18 protein-coding genes are annotated in these 24182 nt (G+C 43.9%); 4 read left to right on the forward strand and 14 right to left on the reverse strand.

The window, feature by feature from the left end; translation table 11 throughout:
* Positions 1-208: 208 nt before the first annotated feature.
* The 4 genes from EO98_RS07645 to EO98_RS07660 all read right to left on the reverse strand — a co-directional run bounded on the left by EO98_RS07645 (position 209) and on the right by EO98_RS07660 (position 4048).
* Positions 209-1807 carry a methylamine methyltransferase corrinoid protein reductive activase gene (locus EO98_RS07645; protein WP_048137447.1) on the reverse strand — a complete coding sequence of 533 codons (1599 nt, stop codon included), beginning with the start codon at positions 1805-1807 and terminating at the stop codon, positions 209-211.
* A gap of 99 nt (positions 1808-1906) precedes the next feature.
* A complete protein-coding gene (locus EO98_RS07650) occupies positions 1907-2734 on the reverse strand; it encodes a methylthiol--CoM methyltransferase (RefSeq protein WP_048137445.1) in 828 nt (275 codons plus the stop codon).
* Positions 2731-3834: an MtaA/CmuA family methyltransferase gene (locus tag EO98_RS07655; RefSeq protein WP_048137443.1), complete on the reverse strand. Its 1104-nt coding sequence runs from the start codon at positions 3832-3834 to the stop codon at positions 2731-2733. The genes EO98_RS07650 and EO98_RS07655 overlap by 4 nt, the downstream gene beginning before the upstream one ends.
* A gap of 34 nt (positions 3835-3868) precedes the next feature.
* Positions 3869-4048: a hypothetical protein gene (locus tag EO98_RS07660; protein WP_048137441.1), complete on the reverse strand. Its 180-nt coding sequence runs from the start codon at positions 4046-4048 to the stop codon at positions 3869-3871.
* 515 nt (positions 4049-4563) lie between these two features.
* On the opposite strand from EO98_RS07660, the gene EO98_RS07665 reads away from it, so the two are divergent.
* Both EO98_RS07665 and EO98_RS07670 read left to right on the forward strand, forming a co-directional pair.
* On the forward strand, positions 4564-5016 hold the full coding sequence (locus EO98_RS07665; RefSeq protein WP_048137439.1) for a hypothetical protein: 453 nt from the start codon (positions 4564-4566) through the stop codon (positions 5014-5016).
* A gap of 283 nt (positions 5017-5299) precedes the next feature.
* Positions 5300-6169 carry a dienelactone hydrolase family protein gene (locus EO98_RS07670; protein ID WP_048137437.1) on the forward strand — a complete coding sequence of 290 codons (870 nt, stop codon included), beginning with the start codon at positions 5300-5302 and terminating at the stop codon, positions 6167-6169.
* Between the two features lie 144 nt (positions 6170-6313).
* Here EO98_RS07670 and EO98_RS18720 read toward each other — a convergent pair whose 3' ends face one another.
* Positions 6314-6490, reverse strand: coding sequence for a hypothetical protein (locus EO98_RS18720; protein ID WP_156165878.1), 177 nt, complete (start codon positions 6488-6490; stop codon positions 6314-6316).
* Positions 6491-6552: 62 nt separating this feature from the next.
* Here EO98_RS18720 and EO98_RS07675 point away from each other — a divergent pair, with 62 nt between their 5' ends.
* Positions 6553-7728 (forward strand): metal-dependent hydrolase, encoded by a 1176-nt coding sequence (locus tag EO98_RS07675; RefSeq protein WP_048137435.1) that lies wholly within the window; start codon positions 6553-6555, stop codon positions 7726-7728.
* Between the two features lie 167 nt (positions 7729-7895).
* Here EO98_RS07675 and EO98_RS07680 read toward each other — a convergent pair whose 3' ends face one another.
* Positions 7896-8510, reverse strand: a complete 615-nt coding sequence (locus EO98_RS07680) for a superoxide dismutase (protein ID WP_048137433.1) — start codon at positions 8508-8510, stop codon at positions 7896-7898.
* Positions 8511-8930: 420 nt separating this feature from the next.
* On the opposite strand from EO98_RS07680, the gene EO98_RS07685 reads away from it, so the two are divergent.
* On the forward strand, positions 8931-9995 hold the full coding sequence (locus EO98_RS07685; protein WP_048137431.1) for a metal-dependent hydrolase: 1065 nt from the start codon (positions 8931-8933) through the stop codon (positions 9993-9995).
* 96 nt (positions 9996-10091) lie between these two features.
* Here EO98_RS07685 and EO98_RS07690 read toward each other — a convergent pair whose 3' ends face one another.
* The 8 genes from EO98_RS07690 to EO98_RS07725 form a co-directional block, all read right to left on the reverse strand.
* Complete coding sequence (locus tag EO98_RS07690) at positions 10092-11735, reverse strand: tetratricopeptide repeat protein (protein WP_048137429.1); 1644 nt, start codon at positions 11733-11735, stop codon at positions 10092-10094.
* A gap of 840 nt (positions 11736-12575) precedes the next feature.
* On the reverse strand, positions 12576-12887 hold the full coding sequence (locus EO98_RS07695) for a protease inhibitor I42 family protein (RefSeq protein WP_052734427.1): 312 nt from the start codon (positions 12885-12887) through the stop codon (positions 12576-12578).
* Between the two features lie 660 nt (positions 12888-13547).
* Entirely contained in the window at positions 13548-16361 is a 2814-nt protein-coding gene (gyrA, locus tag EO98_RS07700) for a DNA gyrase subunit A (protein WP_048137427.1), read from the reverse strand.
* Positions 16362-16372: 11 nt separating this feature from the next.
* Positions 16373-18277, reverse strand: a complete 1905-nt coding sequence (gyrB, locus tag EO98_RS07705; protein WP_048137425.1) for a DNA topoisomerase (ATP-hydrolyzing) subunit B — start codon at positions 18275-18277, stop codon at positions 16373-16375.
* Between the two features lie 1030 nt (positions 18278-19307).
* Positions 19308-20417 (reverse strand): DNA topoisomerase IV subunit A, encoded by a 1110-nt coding sequence (locus tag EO98_RS07710; protein WP_048137423.1) that lies wholly within the window; start codon positions 20415-20417, stop codon positions 19308-19310.
* 1 nt (position 20418) lies between these two features.
* A complete protein-coding gene (locus EO98_RS07715; protein ID WP_048137421.1) occupies positions 20419-22284 on the reverse strand; it encodes a DNA topoisomerase VI subunit B in 1866 nt (621 codons plus the stop codon).
* Between the two features lie 343 nt (positions 22285-22627).
* A complete protein-coding gene (locus EO98_RS07720) occupies positions 22628-22840 on the reverse strand; it encodes an Lrp/AsnC ligand binding domain-containing protein (protein ID WP_082098523.1) in 213 nt (70 codons plus the stop codon).
* A 298-nt stretch (positions 22841-23138) separates the two neighbouring features.
* On the reverse strand, positions 23139-23858 hold the full coding sequence (locus tag EO98_RS07725) for a hypothetical protein (RefSeq protein WP_235283448.1): 720 nt from the start codon (positions 23856-23858) through the stop codon (positions 23139-23141).
* Positions 23859-24182: the final 324 nt, after the last annotated feature.

Below are 24182 nucleotides of genomic sequence, written 5' to 3' on the forward strand. Positions count from 1 at the left end.
AAATGTTTGCCGGAAGACATATATACAGCTCTATTCAGAAAGCCGGGGAACTGTAAAAAGTTTGTGTTGAGTTTGCTAATTCTTGAGTTCGTCAACTATACTTATTTTGGAGATTTATGTTAAGTTTGGTTATTTGGTGAGGTTATATTTCTGAGTTTGTAATTATTTTGAGCTGAAATACCTATCCCGGGTTGGCATCATATTACTATTACGGCTCTGCGGACCCCGGGAGCTCCAGCTTAAAATCATTGATCGAGAACTTCTTTTCAGGGCACCTTTCCTGGCATCTCCTGCAGGCAGTGCCAAGGCATCTCGCAGTATTGATCCTGAAACTTTCGTTTTTCCTTGAGAGGGCTTCTTCCGGGCACCCCTTCACGCAAGTATCACAGCCGCTGCACCGGATCGTGGCAATTAAACCGCATTTTGGCTCCATGATCTCCAGGCTTTTTCCAAGATCCCTGATATCCCTTTCGTATTTTCTTTCAATAATGCTTTCCTGCAGTTTTTTCGGGATTGGCCGGATTCCTGACCTTTCAAGGTTTGTGTTGTATTTTTCAAGGGGCATTCCTTCATTCCAGAGGGCTATCTCCTGGATGTAGATGGCTGCAAAGGTCGGGGAGGAGGCAAACATGATGTGGTTTGCAAGGATCGATTTCTTCATTTCATTGAGGCAGGAGAGGTAGTCGGGATCAAGGGCCAGGTCCTTTGCAAGTTCCAGGGAGGTGTTTCCGCACTGGACAATCCGTTTCGGGGTTGCAGGCACAATTCCCGTGACCTGTGCCTTATGAGGGTCAACGTAGGTCCCGCTGGCTCCGCACATGTACATTGTTTCCAGGTCTTCGTATGTTATTCCTGCTTCGTGCATCAGGGTCAGGTGGCCTGCTCTCAGGGCTCCGAAGGCTTTTCCGGCTTCTATCACATCCTCCTCCGTAAACGTGATCCCCTTTCCCACCCGGATTCTGCCGCCTTCGATATGAGGAGGCTTTATTATGCCGGTTACAAGGCCTGCGTACATAAGAGCAATCACACCTGTGCCGGTGATCCCCTTCACAGGGTATCCCGAGGTTTTGAAGGTCCCTTCTCGCAGGTTGATTTTAGGCCCTTCCACAAGCCTGAGCTTTTCATCAAGGGCAAGGGTCTGCCAGCCCCCTGCGGAAAGCCGCATATCGGCAATTGCTCCGGGGGTTGCCAGCATACCTTTGCTTATCTGCTGTCCCTCCATGGCCGGGCCCGCAGCAGCCGATCCTGTAAAGATCTTATCGTCCACTTTCAGGGCCATTTCCGCATTGGTCCCGTAATCCGTAACCATGCAGGTTTCGGAGGAATCCAGAAACCCTGTTTTTATCATCATGGCAAGGGCATCGGCTCCGATTTCATGCCTTATCGAAGGCGGGATAATCACATCAACATCTATGGAAAGCCCGATTTCATTTCCTGAAACGATATGTCCGTCCCTTTCCGGAGACTTTACATGCATTTTTTCAAGGGCGTTTTTTCCCGCAAATGCAAGGTCCCGGATTTCGATTCCTTCTAACAGCGACAGCTGGATCGGATTTCCACAAACGGCTATGCGCTTGAGGTTTCCGGGTTTAAGGCTTTTTATCAGGGAGTTTACGGCTGAAACGAGAATTTCATGGGCTGTGTCCTGCCCGTAACTGATCGCAAAGTCCATATGGTCAACAACATTTGCACCCGGAAGAGGGTTTCTGGATAAAATTGCAGTCCTCAGGACGGAATGGTCCGTAAGGTCCAGGAGCTGCGCTCTGATTCCGCTGGTGCCGATATCGATATTTATAGCCTGATCCATGTTTTATCCCAGGGTTTTGTTAAAGGAGGTAAAGATTGGAAAAAAGAATAAAGTAAAAAAGAAAAAAGGAAAAAATAAAACTGGAAAGTTAAAGTAAAATCAGTGAAGGTCCTTGCGGACTTCTTCCCAGCTTTTTCCTGCACAGATCTGTTTTGCGATTTTTACCGCATCAAGCGGAGTTTTTCCATATACTGAGTTGCCAAAGGTCTCGACGAAGTGACTGTCCACAGCAGCTCCACCACAGGCGACAGGGACGCCTTCGGATTCCAGGGCTTCTGCGAGGGCTTTAAGGCCTCCTTTGGTCGTGCTCATGAGGGTTGTTCCGGTAACAAGGTCGGCTTTCTCCGCCTTTACGGCTTCGACGACTGCTTCCACCGTTATGTCTCTTCCGAGATCGATGACTTCAAACCCGTTCGCCCTCAGAATGGCTGCCACTATATTCTTGCCTATGTCATGCAGGTCTCCCACAATAACAAGGGATACCACCTTCCCACTGGAGGGGATGTCTCCTATCTTTTCCTGGCAGAGTTCCACACCTCCGAGGAGTGCTTCATTTGCCAGCAGGATTTCCGGGACATAGCTTTCTCCTATGTCGTAAAGCTCACACACGGTCTGGATGCCGTGCATAAGGGAGTTTAAGACCAGGTCTGTAGGATCTCTTCCTTTATCAAGGAGGCCAGCTGTGAGTTTGGCGGCTTCTGCCCTGTTTCCTGCGATCACCGCATCTGCCACGGCTGCATATTCGGGGTCCTTTGGCCGGTTCTTTTCCTTTATCTGGTCGGCGGTGGTCACTTCTTTTTTCCCGTCTCCGAGGTCCACCCCGAGGCCGATCATGATCCCTTCATCAATGAGTTTTTTGAACTTCGCAGGCTCTTTTTCTTTCATCTCGAAGATCTTCTGGACTGCGAGGTCGATATGCCTGATCATTCCTGCACTCCTCCGAGGACGTTTTCTTTCATGTTCCTTCCGATACCTACCCCTATCTGCCTGACGAGGTCTTCCACATCATCGTATTTCGGGATCGGGGTTTCCTTGCAGGCCCTGACATAGGCCCTGAGGTTTTCGAGGGAAGTCCCGAATGAGACATCACATGCAGTCCCGACAATATCGGTTCCCTGCAGGATACATTCCCTGGTCCTGTTGTAGACCTGTTCCGGGGTGCCGTTTGGCATCAGATCGATAACGTCCAGGCTTCCGAGGATAGACATCTCGTTGCCCATTACCTGGCGGCAGTACCAGACTGGCACGGCATCAAAGGAGAAGCAGTCGATTCCACTCTGCTTTATGTAAGGCAGGAGTTTGCTGGTATCTCCGCAGATGTGCAGGATCTGGGGGCAGCTGATCTCCCTTGCCATCCTTTTGTGGGCAGGGAGCACGAATTCTTTGTAAGTTTCCCCAGAAATAAGGTCTCCTGAAGCCGATGGGTCAGCAGGGAAAAGGATATGTGCCCCATAAGCGGTCTGCAGCCTTCCGTAGGCTATTACGAAGTCTGTGGCAGCCTCTATGAATGCATGGGCTTTTTCCGGGTCGGTCTTTGTCCACCTTACCAGGTTTTCAACGCCTGCTATGTGGCCGGCTACTGTAAAAGGGGCTGTAAGTACGGGGATTATAGGGAGCATTCCTTCGTAGCGCTTCCTCAGTTCATCGATTGCTCCGAGCACGACTGGAATCCTTCCGGTTTCTTCCAGGTTGTCTGGCCAGGTTATGTCAGCCGGGTCCGTATAAGCAGGGCCGGTTACGGGAGGCCTGTCCGGCTTGTCCCAGTCAAGTTTGCATCCAAGAACTTCCGCTTCCAGGGAAATGTCAAATTGAGGGCGTGCAGCCTCAATGCCACAGACTTCATATGGGGCGGCTGCAAGGTCTGCCATCATTTTACTGTCAAAGTGGGCTTTTGGCCAGGAAGCATTGCAGATCTGCATCAGTTCTGCCGTGGTCTGAGCCAGAGGATTTGCAGGGGGTACGTAGTCAACCCTGCCTCCAAGCACTGCTGCCAGAGCTCTTTTGGTTGGAGTCATTTCGCTTACCATGTTCTATGTCTCCTTTTTCATTTTTAAATATAATTTAATCGTTATGTCCCACAACCAGAGTGTCACCTAATGTGTTTTTTCTTTTAATGAATGCTTTTTTTTGAATGGCACCCATAAGGTTAAGGAGTAGTGACCTGTTGCCAGGTAGAAGCCTGATATGTTCCGTTTTAACGGTTCCTTTTGCCAGTTCCTTTTCCGTATCCAGGAAAAGCATACAAAAATTCATTCTGGTTTTTGCAAAAATTCGCAGTTATTACGTTGACATTTATTTATATGCACATTTGAATACTTAACTGGATACAGTTAGTATACAGAAGGAAAAACTTATATACTCCTATAATTTATATTAACACTTACTCTTTTTAAATTGTCTATTTATTCATTGGCAGGCTTCTAGCACTCCATTCCAGATTCATTCTCATTATTCTATATCCACTCTTATTAATCGTCCTTAGCCAGTATTACTCGTTTTTTTGTATGTGATATTTATTAAAATATGAAAAAAATATTTATTGTTGTGACAGCAATTATATGATTGTTTATCAGCCATGAATTAGATTTTATCAGCTATGGATTAGATAGTATCAGATAGTATCATCAATCGTTATCAATTATGTTAAACTCTGTCTTCTCAGCAAGTCACCGGGACTATATTAATACCTGAAAATTTTTTGGAATCCTGAATTTCATTGAAGTGCAGTTCATTCCACAAGAACCGAGGTCAATTGCTTGAAGCTGAACCAGATAGACGACACCCGAAAGAAAAGAGCAGTCATCATTTTCCTTGCCGCCATTCTTTTCATTTCAGTTAAGGGGTTTTTGTCCCCTGTGGTAGGTGTTGGTTTTGTCCTTCAAAAAGAAGTGGTAGGAGTTGAAGGGGAAGAAAGGACTATCATTTTCCAGAGCGGCCCTGAAGGGATTTCGATTCAGGATGCAGCCTGCGGGCAGTTACTTCCGGAAGGCTCCGAAAACCTCCAGATCAACGAGTCCGTGGAAGCCGAACTTAAAACCATGTATCCGGAAATCGAGTACATTGTCAGAATGCGTCTCTGTGTTGAAGACGAAGTCCGGGAATACAGAGCAAGCAGGGAGGACTTCAACAGGCTGGATATAGGCAGGGTGGCCAAGTTCAGGGTTTACCGCTCCGAAAGGGACGTTATTGAGAAGATCGTTGAAATGTAAGCTCTGCAGCCGGAGCCTGCTGTCAAAGTATCTTTTAGATTTGTTTCCCGGTACTTTTCTGTTCTTTTCCCGTTTTTTCTTTTCTTTTCTTTTCTTTTCTTTTCTTTTCTTTTCTTTTCTTTTCTGATTCTCTTCCGGTTCTTTTTCGTTTTTCTCTTTCACGGAATATTTTGTTCCTTCTGTTTTATATCCCGTGACATATAATTTTCCTATTCGGTATATCCCGGAAATTCAATATCCCTGCATATGATATTTCCGGTATATGAAATCTTGAGGGGGTTAAATGAATTTCATGAAAACACTATTCTTGTTTTTGCTTGTAGCATGTCTGCTCGGCGTTTCGGGCTGCACGGATTCGGAGGATTCCGGACCTGACGTCCCTGAACCGGATTCTCCTGAACCCGATCCCGATGTCCCAACTGTTCCCAAAGCTTCCGGGAGCGCTTCAACTGACACCCGAAATGAAACCGTTAACATCACAAGTGAGGGGCAGACCTATCCTGCTTATACTGCTGTTCCGGCGGCAGAGGGTAAATACCCGGCTGTAGTTCTGATCCATTCCTTTAATGGCTTTGAGCTCGGATACCAGGATATAGTGGACAGGATGGCAGCAGACGGGTTTGTTGTGGTCGCTCCACAGTGGCAAACCTATTCCCGCTCTCCTCCTGATTCAGAGGTAGAATCCCTTGTCAGAAACAGCGTAAGTTACCTTGAGGGCAGGGACGATGTTGATCCGGAAAACCTGGGCCTTACCGGTTTTTGTGCGGGCGGCAGGTATACCATGCTTTTCCTGCCCCGGATCGAAGAGTTCAAGTCCGGAGTTGCTTGGTATGGTTTCCCTTACACAGGCGGGTCTGAAACCCAGCCAGACCAGCCGGCCAGCCTGATAGACCAGCTTGATGTACCTATGCTTATCATACACGGTACCCGCGATCAGGCAAGCAATATCTCCGATATCTACCGGTACGCCGGAGAGCTGGACACGGCTGACAAATACTTCGAACTGAAGGTTTACCAGGGTGAACCGCACGGCTTCATGATCGAAGACGGAGAACTTTCTGAAAGCTTCGTTGCACAGGACGCATATGAGGAGATGACAGATTTCTTTAACAGGACGCTGAATTACGGGACAATGGAAAATTCATCTCAGTAACCTGAGAGCAGTAACCTGAGAGGAAATTATCAATCTCATCAACTCATTCAATTTTTATAAAATAATAATACTAATAATAATAGTAATGATGATAATAATGATGATAATAATAATTCATTCAATTTTTGGGTTATTTTTTAATCATCAGGAAGAGCAGCATAAATACGATCCAAATTCTGTTTTGTCTTTTTTCCAGGTGTATATATTAATTATCCATCTATTTATATAATAGAATGGGAATATATGGGGTGAAGGCACCACATCGCTAGAATTTCTCTGGCTGGAGTTCTTTCCGATCATGGTTTCCATAACATCATTCATAAAAAATACACCGTTAATAAACACACTATTAATGGTACAGAATAGAAATTCATGGTAGATTTATGGTAAATACAATTTCTCACATTGGAATCGGTTTGCTTCTTGCCTACGCTCTGGGTTTAAAAGGGAGGAAGAGGCTTGGTCTGGTTCTCCTTTCTATAATCCCTGACCTGGACTACTTCAGCTATTCGCTCTTTACTCTCATCAGCGGAAGCGTAAGTCACGAGGCGCGAAACCAGCTTTTCTATCTGCTGGGCCACAGGGAGTTTACGCATTCGGTTTTTTTCGCTTTTATTATCGCACTTCTGATCTGGCTTAAAACTAAAGACAGGGCTTTTACATTCGGAGGGTTTCAGGCGGTTTTCCTGCACATCCTCCTGGATTACACTACGATCGCAAAAATGCGCCCCTTCTATCCGTTCAGCACAAACGAGTCCGCCCTTAGAGCCATTTATCCCTTCGACCCCGTGATAAATATCCTTCCTCTGCTGCCTGTCTTCATCGTAGCTGCGGAATATCTGAAAAACAGGGGCAAATGGAGTCTTGAAATCAAAGATAGATGGAAAATCAAAAGTACGGGGAGATGGCCTTTCGAAGGCAAGGACAGCTGGAGCATTAAAAACAGAGACATATTGAATAGAAAATTAAGCGGGCTGAATAAATTAAATGGGCTAAAAGGGTTCCATGGTTTTGTAAACCGGAATGAAGGCAAATTCTATGCCTCTTTTATTATAATCCTCCTTGTCTGGACCACAGTGTTCCCTGTTGCAAAAGTCTTCCTGACAGACTGCATCTCCAGAGCAGAAGGGACCGAGATCAGTTACAACGACACCTACCCAATATCGATTGGTAAATTCCTGGCAGCATATTCGTATGATGATGCCCGGTATAAACTTCTTGAAGTCAGCTACTGGTCAGGAGTCGAAAAAAGCTTTTACGTCGAGAAGGTTAACGTGAAGGGGGATGTTCCGGACGCCTCCGCCTATGCCGAAAGAGCCGGGAAGCTCTACAGTAATTCAGTGCCTCAGGCGATCGACTATCCTGTTTATTCGATTTCCGAAAAAGATGGGGCTGTAACCGTAATTTTGAGCGATGCCAGAAATCCGTATGTTAAAAAATGGCCTTATTTTGATACGGTTTACAGGTTTGTTTTTGACAGGGAAAGCGGAGAATACGAGGTATATGAGAGCCACTACGGGAGAACTGAAAAAAAGCTTGAAAATAATTATTTTGAGTGATTCTATGAAATGGAAGGTTAATTCAAGGAAACAAAAATCGTTTCAATAAAAATATTGTCATCAATAAAAATATTGTCATCAATAAAAATATTGTCATTTCCGATTACTGATGATATTAAATAAAAAGTGTAATCGGAATAACATAATTATGCTTAAAAATAACTGTATTACAATTTCTGGATCTTTTTGAAATACTTGTCGAGTTCTTCCCAGTCGATTATATTCCAGAATCCTTCTATGAATTTGCCCCTATCATTCTTGTAATCAATGTAGTAGGCATGTTCCCATACATCCAGGTCCATAAGGATCGGGAAATCAGGCACAAGATTTACATTATGCTTTTCTATCTGCATGATCCCAAGTCTTTTAGTGTCATTGCAGAAAGTTAAGGCTGCCCAGCCGGAACCTTCCACACTCGATGCGACCTGGGTAAACTCCTTTTTAAACCTTTCAAAATTTCCGAAATCTTCCTTAATCGCATCAGCTAATTCGCCGACAGGCTCTTTGCTTGCATTGCTTGCAGGAGTCATCTCCCACCAGAAGTAATCATGAAGGACGTGCCCACCCAGATTGAAAGACAGGGCTTTTGCAGTTGTCTTATAATCAAAATCCGTGCCTTCCTTCCTGGCTTTGTCCATCATTTCCAGAAGGGCGTTAGTGTTGTTTACATAACCCTGATGGTGTTTGTCATGGTGTATGCGCAGCTGTTCTTCGGAAATATAAGGTGCCAGGTCTGCATAACCATATTTCAATGGTGGTAATTTGTACATCTCTTTGGCCATATTATTCTACCCTCTTCACAATCAATTGGTTTCGCAAAATTTGTTCAGGAATCTGGTTCGAATCTGGCTCGAATCTGGCTCGAGTCTGGATCTATATGTCTCAGTTCAAGAAATTCAGTTCCAATTCAAGAAATTCCATTACAAATCCTGCCTGCTAACCAATTTTCCCCTTAACTATGTTAACATAAATTTGTTTTTCAAATAAATCCGTCTCAAACTACTCTGCTGTATTATGTCTTCAAATACATATTAAATCGCCATATGGCAATTTAAATGCAGAATATAGTTATACATCGCATCCATTATAAAGATAAAAGATACAAACTATGAGATATTTTTGTAGAAATTTATTCCGGATATTCAACAAGATATTTGTGCTTTATCAAAAGTAAAACGAAAATTCATTCAGGGACAAAACAAATGGTAAACACAGTCTCTCATCTTGGGATCGGCCTTCTGATCGCTCTGGCTCTCGGTTTCAAAGGAAAAAAGCGAGGCATCCTGGCATTTCTGGCAATCCTGCCGGACCTGGACATCATCCCATACATCCTGTTTGCCCTCGTCAGCGATAGCGTAAGCCATGAGGCTCGAAACCAGCTTTTTTATCTGCTGGGCCACAGGGAGTTCATGCATTCCATCCTTTTCATCCTGATTGTCACGCTTTTTATCTGGCTGAAAACAAAAGACCGCCGGTTTACAGCCGCCGGATTTGCAGCCATTTTTCTCCACAGCTACCTTGATTATGCCACCAGCTGGAAAATGCGCCCCTTCTACCCTTTCAGCACCGAGACGTCCATCATGGGAGCAGTTTACTTCTTCGACCCCCTGGCAAACCTCCTTCCTCTGCTGCCCCTCTTTGTCTTATTTGTCGGGTATATAAAAAGAAAGGGCAGATGGAACGGAAAGTTCAACAGCTTCTGTACCTTTTTCACCGAAAACCGGAGCAAATTCTATAGAACCCTTCTGGTTGTGCTTCTGGTCTGGCTTACAGTGCTGCCGGTGGCAAAAATATTCCTTGTGAATTATATTTCCAACGCCGAGGGGACAAAAATCAGCTATCAGGAAACCTACCCTTCCTCGCCCGGAAAGTTCCTTACCGCATATTCCTATAACTCCACCCACTACAAGATTCTGGAAGTCAGCTACTGGGCAGGGATCGAAAGAAGAGGTTATATCGAAAAAATCAACGTGACCGGCGACGTCGCCGATGCCTCCGCCTATGCCGAAAGAGCCGGAAAACTTTACAGCACAGCCGTTCCTCAGGAAATCGATTATCCTGTCTACAGCGTCTCGGAGGAAAACGGCTCGATAACTGTCATGCTGAGCGATGCGAGAAACCCGTATGTCGAATACCGGGCTTATTTCAAAACAGTTTACAGGTTTGTTTTCGATACGGAGAGCGGAGAGTATGAGGCGTATGCGAGAATGCAGGAGGAAGATGAGGAAGAGAAATTGGGAGATAACTGGTTTGGGCGAGGAACTTAAGTCGATTTCGTGAATTTTTAGTGATGTGAGATAGGACCTTTGCAGGTTTAATGCTCAATACTTCTACGGCTTTCAAATTGTAGCCGATTCACTATTTCATTTATACAACCCATACTTATTTACATAGTTCTCTTTGTCATACCAATTCTCAAAGTTGTGTTTTTCGCCCTCCAACTTTGAATCTTTCTGAATAGCGTGATCATAACTATAAAGATAAGACATTTTTTCGGACAACGCTGGATTCAGTTTAATTGCTTTCTCATGAAATTCACGTGCTTTTTCAGTTTCACTACTTTTATAATAAACTTCTCCTTTTAAAAACCAACTTTCAGCACATTTGGGGTCAATCTCAAGTGATTTGTCAACTAGTTTTAGAATGTCCCTTGTATCTATATTTCCCTGTTTGAACAAAGCACTTGCTTTTTTACTCAATGCGCCTACATGCCCTGGAATTATTTTAAGCACATTTTCAAAAAACTCTACAGCTTTGCAAAAATTCCCATTTGTGTAAAAAATATTACCAGTTTCGTAAAAAGATTCTGCAGTCTTTAGATAAACAAGTTTGGATTCCTCACTTCGTCCTAATTTTTCAAGAACGTAAGCTTTGTTGTATAATGCTTTGTAGTAATCAGTTTTGATCTTAAGTGATTTATCATAAGCTTCCAAAGCTTCTTTGTATTTTTCTAATTTTCCTAGTACAAAACCATAGTTGTTCCACAAAATGGAATGATTTTCTCTTAGCTCTAAAGCTTCTTCATAGCATTTAAGAGCTTTTTCATAACTTTGAACTTCAGAGTATATGTTTCCTTTTTCATACAATACTTCGAAAAATTGAGGTTCAATTTTTAATGCTTTTTCATAAGAATTTAATGCATCATTATACATTTTAAGTTTAGCCAGAGCAATACCTCTAAAACACCAGGCTTCAGCATCTTCTTGATTTATTTCTAATGCTTTATCGAAATATTTAATTGCATTTTCGAATTCGTTTTGTTTAATAAGAACATACCCACCTTTAACCCAAGCACGCCCAAATGTAGGTTTTATCTCTAATGTTTTTTTGAAAGAATCATGTGCTATTCCATAAAGATGCTTTTTTATAGAAGTATTCCCTTTTTGATAGAATAGCTGAGCAGCTTTTTCATATGCGTCTCCAGCTCTTTTTGACTCATTAACCTTTTCTAATATACGACCTACATTATACCAAGCATTTCCATCCTCATTATTTTCATATATCATAAAATTATAATTCCGAATGGCATTACTTTTTCTTTGAGCCTCTCCCAACGACTTATTTATGGCGTCATAGATTTTACAGGAAGTTTTATTTGCTTCTTTGGCTTCCATTAATCTGCCTGTACTAAGTAGAAATGTGCCCAATTCTCCCCATGCTCTTGCATATCCCATTCTTGACCCAAAAAAACTTTCGTGATCAATAGACTCATTTTTCATAAGATTGTATACAATATCAATAGATTTACTTATTTCTTTTTCCCTACCCATAGACTTATTTTCCATGATGGGAGATAACGTATCTGCAACACTGTGAACTTGATTTATTTCCCTGTATCCTTCCAGTTTCAAAAGTGTATGTAATTTCTTAATCCTAAAATCAGGGTTTTCAGGTATTATATCTATAAGGAAGTTATAGACTTCAAGCGCATTTTGAAGCTGATGTAATTTGAATAAAATATCTCCTTTTTCATACAATGCGCCTATATCTTGAGGATTGTTTAACAAAATATTATTACAATTTTGTAACTCTTTTTCTAATCTTACTTTAGTTTCTTTCTTCGTATTAATTCCCCATCTACTCTATAAAATAAGAACATCTGTGCCAGTATTTGTTATTTTCGTCTGAAAAAGAAGGCCTTAATTTGAATAATCTACTCAAAAAGCTTGTTAATATTTACATTTCGATTCCCTCCCTAAAAGAGGGACTTATTTGTTTTATTAGTACAATTCAGTACTCATATTACCCAATCTTCTGAATTAATTATTCAACCTTCCATGAGATATAGCTGAAAATTGGCCAACTTTGTAGTATTTGTTACAAATTTGATAGGGAGTTTTTGGAGAATTTTTGGATTCATCCAAAATCATTTATTTTGTTGAGCTTGTGTCCACAGCAGATTTAATTAATATAGTCAATTGTTGCAGAAATCACTTTATTTTTGAAAGGGGGTCGAAATGTAAATCTTTAGTTTCAGAATCTTTTGTTTTTTCTCTTTTTTGCACTTCACCGCCTGCTCCGCAGTCGTATGATACCCCATTTTAAGAAGCATCGAAACTCAAACCAACCCTGAATTAAGAAAATCCTGCAAAACAAATCTGTACCCGACCTGTTCAAAAATCTATTCAAAAAACCGCCCCCAAAAATAAGTTTCCCGCCCGGCTCCCCTCCTGACTAAAAGCCCGCCGCCGGAAATTTTCATGCAATTTTTCACTCTGGCGGGAGCTGGCTGATGCAAATATCAGTATAATATAATAATTAAATGCACCTGTTTAATTCATGTAAAATTAATCAAGATCAAAAAAGGAAATGAATGGCAGAAGGAAGCCATTTTAAGGAAATCATCTTTACTCTACTATAACAAATCTTTGCTGCATAACAGTAGGTTCCAATATTTCAAGAGGGTCAGAGAACTTCACACTATGGAATATAATTTTGCCACTACCTTTCTCGACTGCAACAAACTTGAACTTGCTGGTTCCTCCGCTTCCTGGTACGATGGGTTCATCGGGTATATATTCGGAATCCACAAAATAAACGCAACTTGGCATCTCTGACAGTAAGCAGCTGTAGCCAGTCGAAGGGTTCGAGGGTATTGAAATATCGAATATTTCTCCAACTTTCGTATTAATTGGCGGTAATAAATCCACTTCTTGCATTCATTTATTCCTCCTTTACATTGACTCTCTCACTATTTCTCTTAAAATTGCTGAACATCAGACAATGTTGTGACATTTTTTGAGTGATTGAGTTAAAAGTTAACATGTATATTCCAGTATATATTACTTCCTAACATAATCAATTATATAATAATGTGTAATATATGCCAGTTTATGATAAAAATGATTACTATCAAACCCTCAGAGAAATATACACTAATCTCCTTTGTAAGAGCCATAGAGTAATCATAAATTATTCCGGCTAAAAAAATATGTTCTATTGTGAATGTAATTGAAAATTGTATCAACGGATTAGTATTAAGAAGAATATATTCTAGATATCTTATATAATTGGGAGTAATTATATAATTCTAATCATTGACTTTTGAGATCTTGACACCGGGCATCTCAAAATGAAAATGAGCAATACTTGAAGAAAAACAGGTCTGGGGGTAGGATTGATAATCATAAACGGCAGACGTGCCTGTTTTGCAGATTTTGATCAATAACTACCTCACTACCACAAAGAAAGACTCCAAAGATAAACAAGCCTCCCTCCCCTCCTGAACGAAAGTCCGCCGCCGGAAACAAATCCCCAAAAATCTTCATTCCGGCAGCAGTTTGAGTGAAGGATTATTTTCCTTCACCCATATTTCATTTTTAGTTTTCTTCTTTCTCTTCTACCTTGTCTTCTTCAACTTCCTCTTTTTCTTCAACGTCTTCAAGTTCTTCAAAGTCTTCGAGTTCTTCGACGTCTTCGACTTCGTCCTCTGAATCTTCTATTGTCTCGCCTGCTTGTTCTGCTTTTCTGGCTCTGAGGTTTGTCAGTTTCAGCTGCCTTTCCTCTTCGTCTTCGGCTTTGATCCTGGCCATCCCTACGACTTTGTCCCCTGGCTTTATGTTCATTATTCTTACGCCCTGGGTGTTTCTGCCCTGGACGGAGATGCCGTTTGCCGGGATGCGGATGATGATGCCTTCTGCGCTCGTGAACATCAGTTCATCATCTTCAGCTACGGATTCGACGTTGGAGACCGGGCCGTTCCTGAGGTTTGTGACGATTGTAATAACACCTTTTCCACCGCGGCGGTGCGCAGGGTACTGGGAGTATTCCGTCCTTTTTCCAAAGCCTTTTTCGGTTACTGTCAGGAGGGTTGTAGTCTCGTCAACCAGGTCCATGCTGACTACTTCGTCGTCAGGACCGTCAAGGGTCATGCCGCGGACTCCTCTTGCGGTTCTGCCCATCGGGCGGACGTTTTCCTCGGAGAAACGGATGGCTTTGCCTTTCTTCGAGACCATCACAATTTCCTGCTTTCCTTCCGTAAGGAGGACTTTCACAAGCTCGTCACCTTCGTCCAGGCTGACTGCGATGATACCGGCTTTCCTGGGGTTCCTGAACTCAGAGAGAGGGGTCTTCTTGATCGTGCCTGCCCTTGTTGCCATAAGGAGGTATCTGTCTTCGGCAAACTTTTTTGCAGGGATCATTGCATTGACCATTTCGCCTTCCTGAAGCTCAAGAAGGTTTACTATGGCTTTGCCTCTCGACTGGCGGGAACCTTCGGGGATCTCGTAGACCTTCTGCCAGTAGAGCCTGCCACGGTTTGTAAAGAAGAGGATATAATTGTGGGTTGAAGAAATGAAGAGGTTTTCCACAAAGTCTTCTTCCTTCGTTTCCATGCCGATAATCCCTCTGCCTCCACGGCGCTGCATGGTGTAGGTGTCAAGAGGAATGCGTTTAATGTAGCCACTGCTTGTGATTGTGACCACAACATCTTCTTCCGGGATCAGGTCTTCGTCAGTCACATCTTCTGTGTACTGCACAATTTTTGTCCTGCGGGCGTCCCCGTACTTTCCCCTGATCTCAAGGAGTTCAGTCCTGATAATCTCGTACTTGAGCTCATCGCTTTCCAGGATTTTCCTGAGTTCGGCGATCACTTTCACGAGGCTTTCCAGTTCCTCAAGGATTTTCTGGGTCTCAAGCCCTGTCAGGCGCTGCAGGCGCATATCCAGGATAGCCTTTGCCTGGACCTCATCAAGGGCAAAGTCATTTATTAAGCCCTGTTTCGCTTCATCGCCGTTTGCAGAGCCCTTAATCAGGGCAACCACTTCATCTATGTTGTCAAGGGCAATCCTTAACCCTTCAAGGAGATGGGCTCTTTCCTCGCTCTTCCTGAGGTCGTAAAGCGTCCGCTTCTGGATGATTTCCATCCTGTAGGTCAGGTAGATCTCCAGAAGTTGTTTCAGGTTTAGCTCTTTGGGCTTTCCGTCCACAAGGGCAAGGTTGATTACCCCAAAACTGGTCTCCATCTGGGTGTGCTTGTAGAGCTGGTTTAAGATAACATTGGCATTTGCGCCCCTTGAAAGCTCGACTACAACCCTTATTCCGTCCCTGTCAGACTCATCCCGCAGGTCGGAAATTCCGACAATTACCTTTTCCCTGGCAAGCTGGGCAATGTTTTCAATCAGCCTCGACTTGTTCACCTGGTAAGGGAGTTCGGTTACTATAATCTGCTGCCTGTCTTTTTTAAGCTCCTGAATTTCAGCAACTGCCCTGATCTTTATCGGCCCTCTTCCTGTTGTGAATGCAGACCTTATGCCTGCTGTCCCGAGGATATGTGCACCTGTAGGAAAGTCCGGACCCTTTACCACTGTCATCAGTTCCGAAACTGATGTCTCCGGGTTTTCAATAAGCATCAGGGTCCCGTCAATGACTTCTCTCAAGTTGTGGGGCGCCATGTTCGTTGCCATTCCGACGGCAATTCCGGTTGACCCGTTGATAAGGAGGTTTGGAAGCTTTGCAGGGAGGACTTCCGGCTCTTCCAGGGACCCGTCATAGTTAGGCCTGAAGGGCACTGTCTCTTTATCAATGTCAGCCAGCATCTCCTCTGCAACCCTGTCCATACGGACTTCGGTGTATCGCATGGCAGCAGCCGAGTCTCCGTCAATGGATCCGAAGTTTCCCTGCCCGTCAATTAAAGGATAACGGAGTGAGAAAGTCTGCACCATCCGCACGATACTGTCATAAACGGCAGTGTCTCCATGCGGGTGGTACTTACCAAGTACGTCTCCCACAATACGCGCAGACTTTTTGTAAGACTTGTCGTGGGTAATCCCTGCCTCTTTCATGGAAAAAAGAATCCTGCGGTGGACAGGCTTTAAGCCGTCACGGGCATCGGGGAGAGCCCTTCCGACGATTACGCTCATGGCATAGTTAATGTAGGAGCGTTTCATCTCGTCTTCGATAAGGATGGATGTGACTCCTGTCCGTTCGGGTTCTTCATCCGGCTCTTCGGGGGCAGGGTCGGCTCCGTTTTCCTGCTCTTCTAATCCGGGTTTTTCATCCGGTTCTCCGGATGTAAGGCTGGATACCTCTTCTTCTACTTCAGGGTCTTCATCCGTTCCTTCCGGAATAAGGCTTGTCTGGTAAGATTTTTTCAATTCTGCTTCTGATTTATTTTCGTCTTCACGTTCTGCCATTTTTCGTCACCTCAGATGTCCAGCTCCACAACCTCTTTTGCGTGCGTTTCTATGAAGTTCCTGCGCGGCTCAACCTCGTCTCCCATAAGGATACGGAAGATATCGTCAGCGCGGATTGCATCTTCCAGAGTGACCTGTAAAAGAGTCCGGCTCTCAGGGTTCATAGTGGTTTCCCAGAGCTGTTCGGGGTTCATTTCTCCAAGACCTTTGTAACGCTGGATGGCGAGTCCTTTTTCCCCGATTTCCTTTATCTTTTCGTCCAGCTCTTTGTCAGAATACACGTAGTAATCCGCCTTTCCTTTCTTTACACGGTAAAGAGGCGGCTGGGCGATGTACACATACCCGGCATCAATCAGGGGCCGCATATAGCGGAATAACATCGTAAGGAGAAGAGTTCTGATATGCGCTCCGTCTACATCGGCATCAGTCATGATAATGACCTTGTGGTAGCGGGCGTTTTCCAGGGAGAAATCCTCGCTGACCCCAGTCCCTATAGCTGTAACCAGAGAAACAATCTCGTTGTTTTTCAGAATCTTTGCAAGCCTTGATTTCTCTACGTTCAGGATCTTGCCCCTGAGAGGTAGAATTGCCTGGAAACCCCGGTCCCTACCCTGTTTAGCCGAACCACCTGCAGATTCTCCTTCCACGATATAAATCTCACAGGCTGCAGGGTTCTTCTCCGAGCAGTCCGCAAGCTTTCCGGGCAGGGTGCTAACCTCGAGTGCGCTCTTTCTGCGGGTAAGTTCCCTTGCTTTTTTTGCAGCTTCCCTGGCTCTCTGGGCAAGGAGGGCTTTTTCAAGGATGATGTTTGCAACCTTAGGGTTTTCCTCAAAATATTCCGCAAGCCCGTCTGTTACAAGGGAATCAACTATCCCTTTGACGTCACTGTTTCCAAGCCTTGTCTTGGTCTGCCCCTCGAACTGGGGTTCCATAAGCTTGACACTGATGATTGCGGTCAGTCCTTCTCTTACATCATCGCCTGTGAGCTTTGCGTCTTCTTTGGAGAGCTTGTTGGCTTTTATATAATCGTTTGCGACCCTTGTCAGGGCTGTCTTGAAACCGATTATATGAGTTCCGCCTTCATGGGTGTTGATATTGTTTGCAAAAGAGTACACATTTTCAGTGTAGCTGTTCGTATATTGCATCGCAATTTCTACGACCATATCATCTCTTTGCCGTTCGAAATAGATCGGTTTTTCGTGGAGGGACTGCTTTTTCTTGTTCAGGTAATTCACAAATTCTACGATTCCCCCTTCATAAGAGAAAGTCTCCGACTCCCCTTCCGGGCTTCTTAAATCCCTCAAGCTAATTGTTAGACCCCGATTAAGGAAAGCAAGTTCTCTTAACCTGTTTGAGAGAATATCATATTGGAAATCCGTGGTCTCGAAAATTTTTGAGTCTGGCTTAAAAGTGGTTTTTGTCCCCCGAATGTCTGAAGTCCCTATTTCCTGAACATCAGCTTCCGGCTTTCCACGTATATAGCGCTGGAAATATTTCTTTCCGTCTCTACTTACTTCTACTTCCAGTAATTCCGAAAGAGCGTTTACTACAGAAACCCCTACTCCGTGAAGTCCCCCGGAAACTTTGTAGGTATTCTTATCGAATTTTCCTCCGGCATGCAGAACGGTCATAACGACTTCAAGGGCCGATTTCTTGTGAAATGGATGGGGGTCGATGGGGATACCTCTCCCATTGTCCAGGACCGTCACGCTTCCGTCGGGATTGATCGTGACATCGACCCTGGTACAGAAACCTGCAAGGGCTTCATCAATACTGTTGTCTACAACTTCATAGACTAGGTGGTGGAGCCCACGGCCATCCGTGCTCCCTATGTACATGCTGGGACGTTTTCGGACAGCTTCCAGGCCTTCGAGTACCTGGATGTGCGAAGCGTCATAAACCTGTTTATCACTCATTTTAGTTTATTCTCCATAAAAATCTGGTAAAATTATTTATTTGAAATCTCATGACATGTTATACATTTTTTAAAACTCGCAGGGAAAAATCTGTTCAAAATAGAACCTTAAAAATCATGTCAATTCACTAAGCCTTCTCTTTTTATCGTGACATTTTTATATTTAATTTTTATGTTTCTGTCATGAAACAAATTCAATATGCGCTCATACATTTTAAGTCTTTAGATCAGCCGCATATTTTACCTGATTTTTCGGTCAGGATTCCCTCTGAATTGGGAATTTTTGGCATAATTTTACGCCAAGATATGCCCTTTTCAGACTAATTTTTTAATATGTCTTTGGTTGAAATAAATATTTGCAGTTAAACAGAGAAAAATCCGGTTTTTTCCGTGTAGTCAGGGCATAACTTGCGGCATTTCAGAAGTCTCAATAAGTATTTTTGGAACAGAGTTCGGGCTCTTTTTTCCAGAACATACCAGGCACGTAAACTGACTGTGATTTTGCAAAAACAATCAATTGAATGCATGCATTGGTATACATTAATTACTTTATGATGAAAACCACGGGTCTTCCCCCGATAAGCGGTTGATACTTTGATCCTCGATTTTACCGTCGCCGCTCGGATTGTACTTTAATTTCCAGAAGCCCACAGGTTCCGGCCAGCGCAAAGTGCGGGACAATACAAACTGAAAGATGTCATTAATGTATCCACGTTAATAAAATCAATCGATTAACTTCGAACCACCACAATCAGCTACCGCTTTTTGAACAACCGTCCGGCTGTATTTCTGCTGGATTGTTTTTCAGGCATGTTTTTCAGACTTCCGCTTCTATCCACTGCCAGCAGTCTTTTCAAGATGAAATAAGCAGGGCTCCCGTCACTTTAGTGGCGGGTAGTTGACATCATTCGCAGTCTTAGCGATGATTCAGTTCTCTGTTATTCAATCTCCGGTATTATTCAGTCTCCGGTATTATTCAATCTCCGTTGTTATTCAGTCCCCTGTACTGTGCTATGTCCACGCGATTTCTCTCAAACCATGCCCAGTTCTTTCAGTCGGTTCGGAAGATATACCTCGGTTACGAAGTCCAGACCTTTTCCTGCGAAAGCCTGCTGTTCAGCCTTCTTGCCTATATCAAGCTGGAGCTTTATCTGCTCTTTCCAGTAATCAGACTCAAAGCGGGGGTCGGAAAGTTCACTCCTAAGCGCACTTATGTCCTGCTCGGTGAGCTTGTCAGTTGAGAGTTCATATTCCACGATATCCGAAGGCTGAAGCCCCAGGAATTTGGCTGCCGGGGTTGCCATGAATTCCGAAAGGTGAGCGCTTTTTATGGCTCCGTAGGCAACAGATGCGTAGATCCTGTAAGACCAGGGGTCGCCGTCAGTAAAAACTGCTACAGGGATCCCCAGTTCCTCGTTCATGCGTTTGATCATCCTGCGGGTTGACCTCGCAGGCTGACCCTTCAGGTGGACAAGAATCGCATTATAAGCCTCATCAAACCCGTTTTCCATCAGCCGTGCATACATACCGCCGGTCTCTATGGCTATAATCATGCTTGCGTCGTGATTCTTAAACTCGATATTTTCCACATTGAAAGGGATCTGATATCCTCCTTCCCCTACATCCTTCTGGCAGTGGATATTACGAACTCCGCGCTTTGTCTGTTCCGAGATCTCAATCGGCCCGAACATAGTAGCCCCGTCTTCTTCAGGGCGCATGTGGAAATACTCCCTCTGGAGACTGGTCAGGAGTTCCAGGTCTTCGATCAGGCGGTCGCTCTCGGCCTGTTCCTTGAACTTGGCAGCGTCCCAGCCCTCAGATATATAATAAAGTTCTCGAAGTGTTGAGCCGCGGTTCTGGGCAAGGTGCTCGTTTATGAGAAAATCTGTTGCATAAGTAGTTTTCAGGAGCTGGAATGCCCCTTTTACGGTCTTTGCGCTCCTTTCGCTTTCCCTGTCTCCGTAAACCCAGACTTCACTCTCGTCGGAATATTCTATGTTTGCCTTTGTCCGGCTTGGAAGGCTGACGTTTGGGATAACCTCATCTTCAAACTGGTTGTAGATCTTCTCTGCAAGCTCGAGCAGCCTTTCCTTTGCCAGGACATCTCCCTGTCTTGTTTTGTCATTTGCTTCTCTTGCCATTTCAAACACCCTTAAAGGCTTTTGCCCCGGTTACCAGTTCTTCTTCAATCCCTTCTACAATCAGTTGAGGAAGCTTTCGGAGTTCTTCTTCGGTTGTAGACTCTATCCTGTAGCTGAGTACTTTTGAAGACCCTGCAGCTGCCGAAATCTCCCAGATGTAATCGTAATCATTGCCCATGGTCACAACCTTTGGCTCCGGTTTTGCCCCGTTAATTCCGCAGGGAAGCATTTCATGTACCCTGAAAGAATAAGCTGAGGTCCCGAAATTCTTGACCTTTATAGCCACATCTGCAGTCCCATCTCCATTGCTTTTAACTTTCCTGTGTACAAGCAGGTTTCCCATGATTTTTGCAACAACGGGATTTATGTCAGGGACGTCCTTTTCCAGGATATTTGCAACCTTTGCTGCCATTTTCGGAAGCACCTTTGTAATGATAATTTCCTTTTCCCTGCGTTTCTTGAGGTTGCTCTGCTTGCTCAGGTAATGCTTGAGTTTTCTTGCAACATCTTTGGTTGCAAGGTCCACCTCTTCTTTGATTATAGGGATGTCTGCAATAGCATCCTTTGATTCGGAGGTGAAGGGCACGTTAATGGAAGCGACATGGATCAGGAGGAGGACCGGACCTGTGGGAATCCCTCCTCCGGGCTGGTTTAAGCCGTACTGCTTCCACTTGATGTCTTCTACGGCATGTGTTGTCACACAGCCTCCCTGCTGGTAAAGCAGAGGCACACGGTTTGCAAACCGCATGATACTGATCTTATCTTCTTTCGGGAGATTTCCCCCATATGCAAGCCCGACTTCCACTACAAAGGGGTTTCCCGAATATACAGCCGGTTTCCGCGTGCTTGTGGCAATGAAGTCAACGTTTGTCTCTTTCTCAAGCCCCCGATAGATCAGCTCTTCCCCGATTGGGGAAAGACAGTCCGTCGGAGGGGCCATGATCTTTACCTTCTCAAAAGCCTCGATTAGTTTTCTTGCTTCATGGCGGCCCAGGGCATGGGGGTCGATTTCGGGGTCAAGTCCCGAAGCCTTGCAGATTTCCTCGGCGGTGAGCAGCCCGATCTTACAAAAAGAGTAGCGTAGAAAAGGGGCAAGCTTCTGGCGCTCCGTGTAATGAAGCATTTTCATAAGAGTGCCCAGTTCGATACCTTCGGGGTGGGGCAGAATTTCTTCTGCGGGATCAGGTATTTTATCCGTAGCCCTTTCAAAGACTTCCTCGTTGCCGTCCGGATCTATAAGAGTTATCCTTGCATGGGGATTTACAATTGCAGTGGCTTTAAGGTATTCATAAATGGACTGCCTTCTCCCTTTTACGTAAGCAGCCTTCATTTCCAGTTCAACCTGGGTCCCATGGGGGCGGAACCAGTCCCTTACCTCATCTATCAGGATATCAGGCTCATTAGTACTGGTATTGATCATGAGCTCGTAATAGTGGGCAGGAGCCGTTGAACTGGTTTTGGAGAGGATTTTTGTGTGCCTGCCTGCAGTCATCTGGGCATAGAGCACGGCTGCCGAAATTCCTATTCCCTGCTGCCCCCTGCTTTGCTTGAGGGCATGGAACCTTGAGCCGTAGAGAAGCTTTGCAAAAACTTTGGGGATCTGTTCTCTTATAATTCCCGGCCCGTTGTCTTCAATGATAACGGTTACATAGTCCTGGCCTGTCCTCTCAACCTGAACAAGGATATCCGGCAGGATACCGGCTTCCTCACAGGCATCAAGGGAGTTATCCACGGCTTCTTTTACGGTTGTAATGAGGCTTCGAGGTGCAGAATCAAAACCCAGAATTTGCCTGTTCTTTTCAAAAAATTCTGCTACACTTATGGATTTTTGTTTTTTGGCGAGTTCTTCTGCAATTGGGGTTTCCATGGACTTTTACCTCAGGCTGAAAAATTGATCTGATGCTTAAAATAAATCTGGTTTTTAAATCAAATCCGGTGTTTAAATCAAATCCGGTGCTAAAAGGATATTATGTTATTTTTATCCGGAGAGGTTTTAATACATTTTTCAAGATGAACTAAGCAGGATTCCCGTCACTTCCGTGACGGGTAGTTGACAGTAAGAGAATCTGTCATAAAGCAGGAGTTCTTACTTAGCAGGAGTTCTTACTTAATAAAAGTGCAAGGTAATAAATATTAGCGCCTGCAAAAAAAGATAACGACTCTTCAGACTCGTTTCTGCCGGAGTCCCATGCTTTCAGGCGCCGGGGAACTCAGAGTTCCGCACCGATAATTGTCTGGGTTGCGGTTACAGTCTCGCTTTCCCTTATTTTGTCTACCACGGCATTGAGGATGCTCAGATCTTTAACGTCTATAATTACGACAAAGTCGTACTCTCCGAAAACATGGTAGACGTCCTTGATTCCCTCTATAGTCTTCATTTCCCTGTATGCTGCTTTTTCGTAGCCGGGCAGCACGTTTATCATTGTAACTCCTATAACCATGGGTATCAATAAAGAGTAACGGCTGCAAGTTATTTATTTTTATCCGAAGGCGAAATTTTCACAACATAAATTGATAGCCTTTAAGGCAACAGGATTTATTTCCTCCGACTCTTTTATCCTGTTCTTTAAAGTCGAGGTGATTCACCTTTAGACTTTTGAGTAATGATCCAACGGATCTGTTTCCCATTAAGTTTCACAAAGGATAAGGTATTTCAATCAATATTGTTAGCGAAATAATTTCGGGATGGAAGACGCCTGTTTTGACAGGTGACGTTCCATATTAATAGTACGTTCCTTCTCCTGTAAAAAGTTGACCATTTACTGTTGTCCATCCAGCCTGAGGTCCAGACAACTTAATTCCCATGTTTTCCCAATAACTGTTATACAGCCATCCTCCGATCCACCATCCATTACTTCCATGCAGGTAAATGGAAATGCTGACATTTGCATTCGAGGAGGTATCATAGTGGGCATACATCTTGCTTTCATAATCAAATATCTCAGATGCCGGTGGATAAGGCCTTCTGGTGACATTCTGCGTGAGATTGTATTTGGGCATAAGAACCATTTCATTGCCCAGCGGGTTCATTGTATCTATGGTCTGGTTAGTGAATAAGGTCATACTAAAAATACTTGGATGCAGAATCTTCTTTGAATCTCTACTTCTGGTAGCGTATTTTGGCTCTATTTTCTCATTATTTATAGAAAGCATTAGTCCGTGCTCCGTATCCACAAGAGCATATTTCCATGAACGATCATAATCATTGAAATGATTCTCTGCGATATCTGTGCCTACGGGTGATGTGTTGTTTATCACCGGGAGCGGAAGGTAAAGAGTAAAATTGCTCAGAGTCGAATCCGTAGTCAACTCGATACGGTAATCATAACTACTCATGTGATTCCTTTCATATATCCTCTCCTTCTGCTCTTGCCACCAGATAGACAGCAACACTGCAGAAATGATTATTAGTAGTACAATTATTTTGTAACGAGTTTTCATATTTCATCACCTGGTCAACTAATGGGAATAATTTAACTTCAATATAACTGCTTCATAAGTTTACCACGAGGTTTAAGTTATGATGATTTAATCTTGATAAGAAAATATCACTAAATGGTAATTTATTCAATCCAGGCAATGATATAAATTACAAATTTCCCTTTCATACGCATTTTTTATAAAAAAGCCGCAATCTGATTATCCAACTTCTGAATTATTTATTCCTGAGCCTCCATCCTCCATATAGACAGGCCCAGCTTCCCAATAATCCAAAACCTGGAGTAGAGTTATTTTTGCTCGATTCGTTTTCGTTTGAGCTACTAC

Source organism: Methanosarcina sp. 2.H.T.1A.6 (assembly GCF_000979455.1).
Taxonomy (GTDB): domain Archaea; phylum Halobacteriota; class Methanosarcinia; order Methanosarcinales; family Methanosarcinaceae; genus Methanosarcina.

What these genes read in the sequence shown, in the direction of transcription:
- EO98_RS07650 (WP_048137445.1), bottom strand. Translation starts at nt 2,734, where the DNA reads ATGATCAGGCATATCGACCTCGCAGTCCAGAAGATCTTCGAGATGAAA.
- EO98_RS07675 (WP_048137435.1), top strand. Translation starts at nt 6,553, where the DNA reads ATGGTAAATACAATTTCTCACATTGGAATCGGTTTGCTTCTTGCCTAC.
- EO98_RS07655 (WP_048137443.1), bottom strand. Translation starts at nt 3,834, where the DNA reads ATGGTAAGCGAAATGACTCCAACCAAAAGAGCTCTGGCAGCAGTGCTT.
- EO98_RS07670 (WP_048137437.1), top strand. Translation starts at nt 5,300, where the DNA reads ATGAATTTCATGAAAACACTATTCTTGTTTTTGCTTGTAGCATGTCTG.
- EO98_RS07725 (WP_235283448.1), bottom strand. Translation starts at nt 23,858, where the DNA reads ATGAAAACTCGTTACAAAATAATTGTACTACTAATAATCATTTCTGCA.
- gyrA (WP_048137427.1), bottom strand. Translation starts at nt 16,361, where the DNA reads ATGGCAGAACGTGAAGACGAAAATAAATCAGAAGCAGAATTGAAAAAA.
- EO98_RS18720 (WP_156165878.1), bottom strand. Translation starts at nt 6,490, where the DNA reads ATGAATGATGTTATGGAAACCATGATCGGAAAGAACTCCAGCCAGAGA.
- EO98_RS07715 (WP_048137421.1), bottom strand. Translation starts at nt 22,284, where the DNA reads ATGGAAACCCCAATTGCAGAAGAACTCGCCAAAAAACAAAAATCCATA.
- EO98_RS07710 (WP_048137423.1), bottom strand. Translation starts at nt 20,417, where the DNA reads ATGGCAAGAGAAGCAAATGACAAAACAAGACAGGGAGATGTCCTGGCA.
- EO98_RS07695 (WP_052734427.1), bottom strand. Translation starts at nt 12,887, where the DNA reads ATGCAAGAAGTGGATTTATTACCGCCAATTAATACGAAAGTTGGAGAA.
- gyrB (WP_048137425.1), bottom strand. Translation starts at nt 18,277, where the DNA reads ATGAGTGATAAACAGGTTTATGACGCTTCGCACATCCAGGTACTCGAA.
- EO98_RS07645 (WP_048137447.1), bottom strand. Translation starts at nt 1,807, where the DNA reads ATGGATCAGGCTATAAATATCGATATCGGCACCAGCGGAATCAGAGCG.
- EO98_RS07680 (WP_048137433.1), bottom strand. Translation starts at nt 8,510, where the DNA reads ATGGCCAAAGAGATGTACAAATTACCACCATTGAAATATGGTTATGCA.
- EO98_RS07660 (WP_048137441.1), bottom strand. Translation starts at nt 4,048, where the DNA reads ATGCTTTTCCTGGATACGGAAAAGGAACTGGCAAAAGGAACCGTTAAA.
- EO98_RS07685 (WP_048137431.1), top strand. Translation starts at nt 8,931, where the DNA reads ATGGTAAACACAGTCTCTCATCTTGGGATCGGCCTTCTGATCGCTCTG.
- EO98_RS07720 (WP_082098523.1), bottom strand. Translation starts at nt 22,840, where the DNA reads ATGATAAACGTGCTGCCCGGCTACGAAAAAGCAGCATACAGGGAAATG.